6 protein-coding genes are annotated in these 6,523 nt (G+C 55.3%); 1 reads left to right on the top strand and 5 read right to left on the bottom strand.

Translation table 11 applies throughout. The features are described from left to right. Positions 1-527: 527 nt before the first annotated feature. A complete protein-coding gene (locus tag QNK41_RS10095) occupies positions 528-1,982 on the top strand; it encodes an OmpA family protein (protein ID WP_319256328.1) in 1,455 nt (484 codons plus the stop codon). 16 nt (positions 1,983-1,998) lie between these two features. Here QNK41_RS10095 and QNK41_RS10100 read toward each other — a convergent pair whose 3' ends face one another. From QNK41_RS10100 to QNK41_RS10120, 5 genes are all read right to left on the bottom strand, one after another. Further along, complete coding sequence (locus tag QNK41_RS10100; protein WP_319256330.1) at positions 1,999-3,465, bottom strand: TolC family protein; 1,467 nt, start codon at positions 3,463-3,465, stop codon at positions 1,999-2,001. A 113-nt stretch (positions 3,466-3,578) separates the two neighbouring features. Further along, positions 3,579-4,262, bottom strand: coding sequence for a DVU0298 family protein (locus QNK41_RS10105; RefSeq protein ID WP_319256332.1), 684 nt, complete (start codon positions 4,260-4,262; stop codon positions 3,579-3,581). 365 nt (positions 4,263-4,627) lie between these two features. Next, positions 4,628-4,975, bottom strand: a complete 348-nt coding sequence (locus QNK41_RS10110) for a cytoplasmic protein (RefSeq protein WP_319256334.1) — start codon at positions 4,973-4,975, stop codon at positions 4,628-4,630. A 10-nt stretch (positions 4,976-4,985) separates the two neighbouring features. Further along, positions 4,986-5,177 (bottom strand): ferredoxin, encoded by a 192-nt coding sequence (locus tag QNK41_RS10115; RefSeq protein ID WP_319256336.1) that lies wholly within the window; start codon positions 5,175-5,177, stop codon positions 4,986-4,988. Beyond that, entirely contained in the window at positions 5,174-6,364 is a 1,191-nt protein-coding gene (locus QNK41_RS10120; protein WP_319256339.1) for an FprA family A-type flavoprotein, read from the bottom strand. The genes QNK41_RS10115 and QNK41_RS10120 overlap by 4 nt, the downstream gene beginning before the upstream one ends. Positions 6,365-6,523 lie beyond the last annotated feature (159 nt).

Below are 6,523 nucleotides of genomic sequence, written 5' to 3' on the forward strand. Positions count from 1 at the left end.
GTAAAAACTCCGATATCTGTGTTACACTTCATCCTTCGTCACTGCGGAGTACCGTAAGTACGCTGCCTACGGCACCCGCGATAGCGGTATTCTCAGGATTCGCAAGCCTTGATCTCGGGCTTTTTACGAATCCGTCGGAAAAACGACTTTTTACGAGTTCATCAACCTTAACCCTCGCCATCTATTGAGAACGGTACAGCCATTGATCCCGTCGCCTGCGCATGGCGGTTTTCAACATCCTGATAGACGCTAAACCGCCTCCGATGGGTTGTTTTTCGAAGGCATGTTATTTTGTGATTAGATACCAAAATTGGTATCTTGAGCGCTTGCCAGCTTATACTTGGTGATTATTGTAACGGGTATTCTATTTCTCGTCTCGAAACATGCGAAGCGGCAGCCTTGCACCATTGTTGCCCATACCGTCAAGCACCGTTTAAAACACCCGATGCAACGTTTACCTGGCCTAAAACGATTGGGTATTTCGAGATGCGAAACCATTAATTATTGGCATTAAGGGGGAGGAAGTAATGAATAAGCGATTTCTGTTTTTAGGGTTGGTATTGGTATTTATCGTCGTCTGTTCGGCAACGCAGGTACCGGCGGCTACATCCAGAAACCCTGAGCAGCTGGTCAGCCAATTGGAAGCCGATCTGGCCACGGCACGATCCAATCAGGTGGATGTGCTTTCACCGCGTCTTTTCAGCGATGCCCAGTCCGCATTTATCAAGGCCAAACAAGGTCTGGAGAAAGGTGCCAAGCTGTCTGCCATCAGCGACTATGTCGCCCAGGGGAAGGCCAGTTTGAAGAAGGCCGAAGAGATCGCCCAGGTCTCGCGGACAGTGCTCGGTGAAACGAACAAGGCCAGGGATAAAGCGCTCAAGGTGGGGGCCGACCGACTCGGCGAACCCTACAATAAGGTGGAGAATGAATACCTGAAGCTCACCACAGCCATTGAGAGAGACAATTTGAGCTATGCGCAGGGAAAGGCCGCTGACGTTCAGGCAGCCTTCCGGGATCTGGAAATCATGGCCATTAAAAACACTGCTATCGGCAATGTGCGTAAGATGATGACCGACGCCGATAAGGCCAGGGTCCAGAAAATCGCCCCGTCAGCCTATAACGATGCCCTTCAGACCTTGAACGAGGCCGACGCGTATATCGGCCAGAACCCTTACGAGGCAGACACGATCAGCCAAAAGGCCGCCCATGCGGAGTTCATGGCCCGGCGGATGATGATCATCAGCGAGAACAGCCAAAAATTCAAGGCGATGACACCGGAAGCATCCGCCCTGTACCTGGAAGGCCTGCTCACCCGTCTGGGGGAACCCATGAATACCGGTGATTTGCGGGACAAGGGTGTGGAGGGCCAGCTCAGTCAATTGACCGGTGCCGTCGAATCGATGGAACAACAAACGAAGTCCCTTGAAAAAGATAATCAAAATTACCAGGCCCGGGAGGCATCTCTGGCGCAGCAGTTTGGCAGTTTAAAAGGCTATTCGCGCGAGCAGGAAGCGGCCCGGCAAAAACTCGCTGTTGAACGAGAATTTAACCAGCAATTCAGCACGGTTCAGCGCTATTTCAGGCCTGACGAAGCAGATGTCTACAAACAGGGCAGCCAACTGGTGATTCGGATGCGAGGCATCAAGTTCCCGGCGGGACAGGTCACCCTGACCCCTGAAAACTATATCCTGCTCAGCAAGGTGCAGCAGGCCATCCAGACGTTTGGTCAACCGACCGTTACCATCGAGGGCCATACCGATACCACCGAGGGCGCCGGCTCCGCACAATCCAACCTGGCGCTTTCCCTGAAACGGGCCGAGGTGGTAAAGACCTACCTGGTTGCCAACAAGACCCTTCCGGCAAATCGCATACGGGCCACCGGGTATGGTCCGGACAGGCCCCTGTCGCCCAACACGACTGCTGACGGACGAGCCACGAACCGGCGCATCGATGTGTTGATCACACCGGTCAACGCGCAATAAGTCGGTTTCAATCGGGCTATCCCTCCTGGGTGCCGTTTTGACGGTTGCCGGTCCAGTGGCCGATGGCCCGGGCGATCTGGGCACGGGCTTTTTCGCGGTCGAAATAAGCGGCGGTTTCGCTCATTCTGGAACGGTTGTAGGCCAGTTCGGCTTCCAGGTAGCGGGTGATGTCGGCTGCCCCCCCCTCGTACTGGCGCTTGACCAGTTCAAAGGTTTCTTTGGCCGTGCCTACATTGGACGTCGTCACTTTCAGCCGTTCCTGGGCTTCATTGAGGTTGAGGTAGGCTCTTTTTACGTCGAACTTGACGGCCAGCAGGGTCTTGCGGTCGGCGGCCATTGTTTCCTGCAGTTGGGAAAGCGCTTCGGCTCGGTTGCTTTTGGTGGCAAACCCGTCGAAGATCTTCCAGTTCAGGTAGAGGGCGGCGGTCCAGTTAGCCTGGTCGGTGCTGTACTTCATCTCAGGGTCATCGGCGTAATAGCGGGTCATGAAATCCACTTGGGGCAGGTAGCCGGCCCGGGTGGCATCCAGGGCCATTTTCGAGCGGCGCAGCCGTTCGCGCACGCTGGCCAGTTCGGGCCGATGGTCCAGGGCGAAGTCCAGCGCGGATAAGGGGCCATCGGGCACATCGACAGCACGGGGTTTGGCCTCAGAGAGGCCGAAGGGGATATCGGGTTCGACGCCGAGGATTTCCGCCAGGGCGGCCTTGGCCAGGTGCTGCCGGTTGCGGCTCTGGACGAGGATTTCTTCGGTTTCCGCCATGCGCACCTGCAGGGAGAGCAGATCGGTCTTCAAGGCGCCGCCCGCTTGAAATCGGACATCCATGATGCGTAGTTGGGAGCGGGTGGTTTCCACGGATTCTTCGGCCACCGTGGTGAAGTTGGCGGCGGCGAGGACATCAAAGTAGGCGCCGATGGCGGTGGCCAAGACCTGGTTTTCGATGCCGTCCCGGTCCAGTTGAGAAATGGTAAGGCCGGTTTTGGCCATCTCCCGGTTTAGGCCGTCTCTGCCGCCGTTGAACAGGTTGATGCCGGCGCTGACCCCGCTTTCATAATTCTCGAACCATCCCGGGTTGTTGAAGTCCGTGCCCGGGAGCAGTTTGCGCTGGTCGATGGTCTTGAAGAGATAGGCTGACGGGGCGTCACCCTGAAGATATTCGGTGTAGACATTCACCTGGGGGTAGAAGGGGGCGGCTGATTTTTCCAGTATCGCCCGGGCCCGGGCGATGCGGGCCACGGCCATGAGCAGATCCGGGTTGTTGGCCTGGGCGATATCGAGCACATCCTGTAATGTCAGGCTGCTGTTGACGGCACAGGTGGCGGGTGGTGTGTCGGCCGCCCGGGATTGACCCAGATTGCAGGCCATGTCGGCATACTGGGTCTTGATCGTTTCGTAGCGGTAGGAATCTTTCGATGCACACCCGGTAAACGCTGCGGCCCAGGGCAGGGCGAAGGCTAACACTAGTAAAACCGCGGTCCTTGGCATTCCCTCCTCCTCATTGACGGTCGGATATCTCGTTTCAATATCCAGTTAGAGACCCATTTCGCTTTCAGGTTACAGGTTTACCGATCCCTCTGGTGGGCGAACTAATCCTTCGGTCAGGCGTCAGCGAGAGGGCCGCTCAAAGCTGCGTTGGCCAGTTCAGCGACGGTGGTCTGTGTCATGCACATCTGCCGGTAGAGCCGAAGGGGTGCCGCATCTGACAGTCGGGCTTTTAAAAGCGGACGCATGGAATCGTCAAGGATGGGCGCGGCCGCCCAAATCGCCGTGCCGCGCAGGAATGGGTCGGGTGAATCGAAAAATGGGCTTAGAAAGGGGGCCGCCGGCTTTGCCATCAGCGGCCGGGCGTGAGCCAGCCGTCCCACACCCCACAAGGATCCCCGCTGGAGCAATTCGTGTTCGAGAAAATTGCCATGCGGATCGATATAGGAAACCAGGATGCAGGCGAACTCATCCGCCAGACCGGCATGGCCGGAGGTGATTTCACCCATGGCTTCGGGCGATCCCCAGCCGATACCACCCGACTCGTCGTTCAGGTTCCACATGAATCGGCGCATCACCACCCGCGCCGATTCCATTGCACGATCGGCCAGTTGGCCGACCACCGTTCCCATTGCCGTAACCGCCCGCCAGCGGATCTTTTCCTCTCCCGAATATAAGAAAGAGAAGAGGGGATTGACTGCCTGACGCCCGGGCATCAGCCGGAAGGTTTCCAGGGCGTTTTCGAAATCGTCCTGGCCAAGCAGTTGCCCGATGCGGGCTTTACGTTCACGGTTGCCCATACTTGTATCCACCAACCCGGGTAATCGGAAACAACAAATTGTATGCACCAAATCTTAAAAAAATAACAAATTACAATTACCAAATCCCAAACAAATTCCAAACTACAATATCCAAAACTCAGACAAGGTACAAACCGATAGCTTTTGGCCGTCATCTATATCCGCATTTGTCTTTGGCAATCTTATAATGTCAACTCTTACCGCTTTAGTTAATTGGAATGTCTTCCTTCAAGATACCTATGTTTGAAATCTGGAGTTTTAGTTATTGTAATTTATTTGTCATTTGTTTTTTGGCTATTGTGATTTTTTAGGTTATTGGGATTCTCTTTTCTGACATAAAAAACACCAATTTCAGGATTAAGATACTAAAAGGATACCACGTCAAATCCCGCTTCGATATACCGGGACATGGCGGGGTGGCCAGACATGTCGTCCAGCAGGGCCAGACCCTGATTGGCGGCTTCTTCCACGGTGCCCATTTTGTGGGCGCACCCCTTGCACACCCCTTCCACAATACCCTGGGACTTGGCTTTCTCCCACAGCTTGTGAAGGGGATTTTCCGGTTTGGCCAGTTCGGGCAGCAGGGCGGTGGCCGCCCCCTCCACGACGATTCGGCCGTCCATGCCCTTGGCTTTCATGTCCAGCCCGTTGAGCAGGACATGGATGAAACAGACCGGGTCTCCGTTAAAAACGAAAAGCGCTACTTTTTTCATGTGTCCCTCACTATTGCTCTTCCCAGCTGATACAGTCTTCGGGGCAGTATTTGATGGCCTCGTTCACACATTCTTCGGGATAGGCGTCCAACTCGATGACTTCAATGTATCCGGCATCGTTTTCGCGGAACACTTCCGGGCAGACGGCGACACAGCCCATGCACAGGGTGCAGGTGCCGATATCGAGGACTGGTATTTTCATCGTTTGGCGTTTACGGCGTCGCCGATTTTTTTACCGTATTCGATGCAGGCATCGATACCGGCGTCACCGGGAACGTACTGAAGCCGGGGACCCGGTTCGATCAGCGTGAACTTCATGGCCGCCAGTTCCGCCGTCACCAGCTTCACCGCTTCACCGCTCCAGCCATAGGAGCCAAAGGCGCCGCCGATCCTGTTCTCCGGTTTGAGCCCTTTCATGTAAACCAGCACGTCCGCCACCGTGGGGAACATCTGGTTGTTCAGGGTGGGTGATCCCACCACCACGGCTGCCGCATCCAGCACATCGGTCATGATGTCGCTGCGGTGGGAACTGCGGATGTGGATGGGCTTTACCCTGACACCGGTCTGTGAGATGCCCTCGGCGATGGCGTTGGCCATGGTTTCGGTGCTTTTCCACATGGTGTCATAGACGACCACCGCTTTCTTCTCCTGCTCCTGTCGGCTCCATCTCAGGTAGGCATCAATGATCTTGCCGGGGTTGTTGCGCCAGATGACGCCGTGGTCCGGGCAGATCATGTCGATCTGAATTCCCGACGCCACCACTTTTTCGATCAGCTTCAGAATGCGGGGTGCATAGAGTAACAGTATGTTGGCATAGTATTTTTTAGCCTGCTCCATGAGATCCGTGCCGGCCTGGTCGTCGAATTTGTCGAACCCCGCGTAATGCTGGCCGAACCCGTCACTGGAAAAGAGGATGTGATCCTCCTTCAGGTAGGTAAACATGCTGTCCGGCCAGTGGATCATGCGGGTTTCCATGAAAGTGAGGGTCCGCTTCCCCAGGCTGAGTTCTTCACCCTTTTCAACCGGGTGATAGTTCCAGGCCTTGGGGAAATGGCTGGCCAGGTTTTTGGCACCCATTTTGGAGCAATACAGCGGTTTATCTTCTCCCACCCGGTGCATGATACGCGGTAGCGCACCCGAGTGGTCCATCTCGGTGTGGTTGCTGACGACCACGTCGATCTTTTTCGGATCGATGATCTGGGAAATGTTGCCGATCAGCTGGTCGGTAAAAGGTGCCTTCACCGTGTCGATGAGGGCCACCTTCTCATCAACCACCAGATAGGCGTTGTAGCTGGTTCCCCGGTCGGTGGAGTAGCCGTGAAAATCTCTGATGTTCCAGTCGATGACGCCGACATCATAGACGCCTTCTGCAATTTTAGTCGGTAGCATATGCGGGTTCCTGTTGCCGTTTTGCATGCGGCATTGTGGATCAACGCCGGTCGATGTCGCCCGGCGCGCCTGGCCGACCGGGTGTTCACAAATTATTTGGGTTTATCAAAAAAAGAGATGCCCATTTCCCATCAGCAGAAAAATGGCATCAGGTGCCAG

Origin of the sequence: Desulfosarcina sp., from assembly GCF_033791525.1 — a bacterium.
In the GTDB taxonomy this organism is placed as follows: domain Bacteria; phylum Desulfobacterota; class Desulfobacteria; order Desulfobacterales; family Desulfosarcinaceae; genus Desulfosarcina.

Bases quoted from the DNA above. Each gene is read 5' to 3' on its own strand.
- QNK41_RS10095 (WP_319256328.1), top strand. From the start codon at position 528: ATGAATAAGCGATTTCTGTTTTTAGGGTTGGTATTGGTATTTATCGTC.
- QNK41_RS10100 (WP_319256330.1), bottom strand. From the start codon at position 3,465: ATGCCAAGGACCGCGGTTTTACTAGTGTTAGCCTTCGCCCTGCCCTGG.
- QNK41_RS10115 (WP_319256336.1), bottom strand. From the start codon at position 5,177: ATGAAAATACCAGTCCTCGATATCGGCACCTGCACCCTGTGCATGGGC.
- QNK41_RS10120 (WP_319256339.1), bottom strand. From the start codon at position 6,364: ATGCTACCGACTAAAATTGCAGAAGGCGTCTATGATGTCGGCGTCATC.
- QNK41_RS10110 (WP_319256334.1), bottom strand. From the start codon at position 4,975: ATGAAAAAAGTAGCGCTTTTCGTTTTTAACGGAGACCCGGTCTGTTTC.
- QNK41_RS10105 (WP_319256332.1), bottom strand. From the start codon at position 4,262: ATGGGCAACCGTGAACGTAAAGCCCGCATCGGGCAACTGCTTGGCCAG.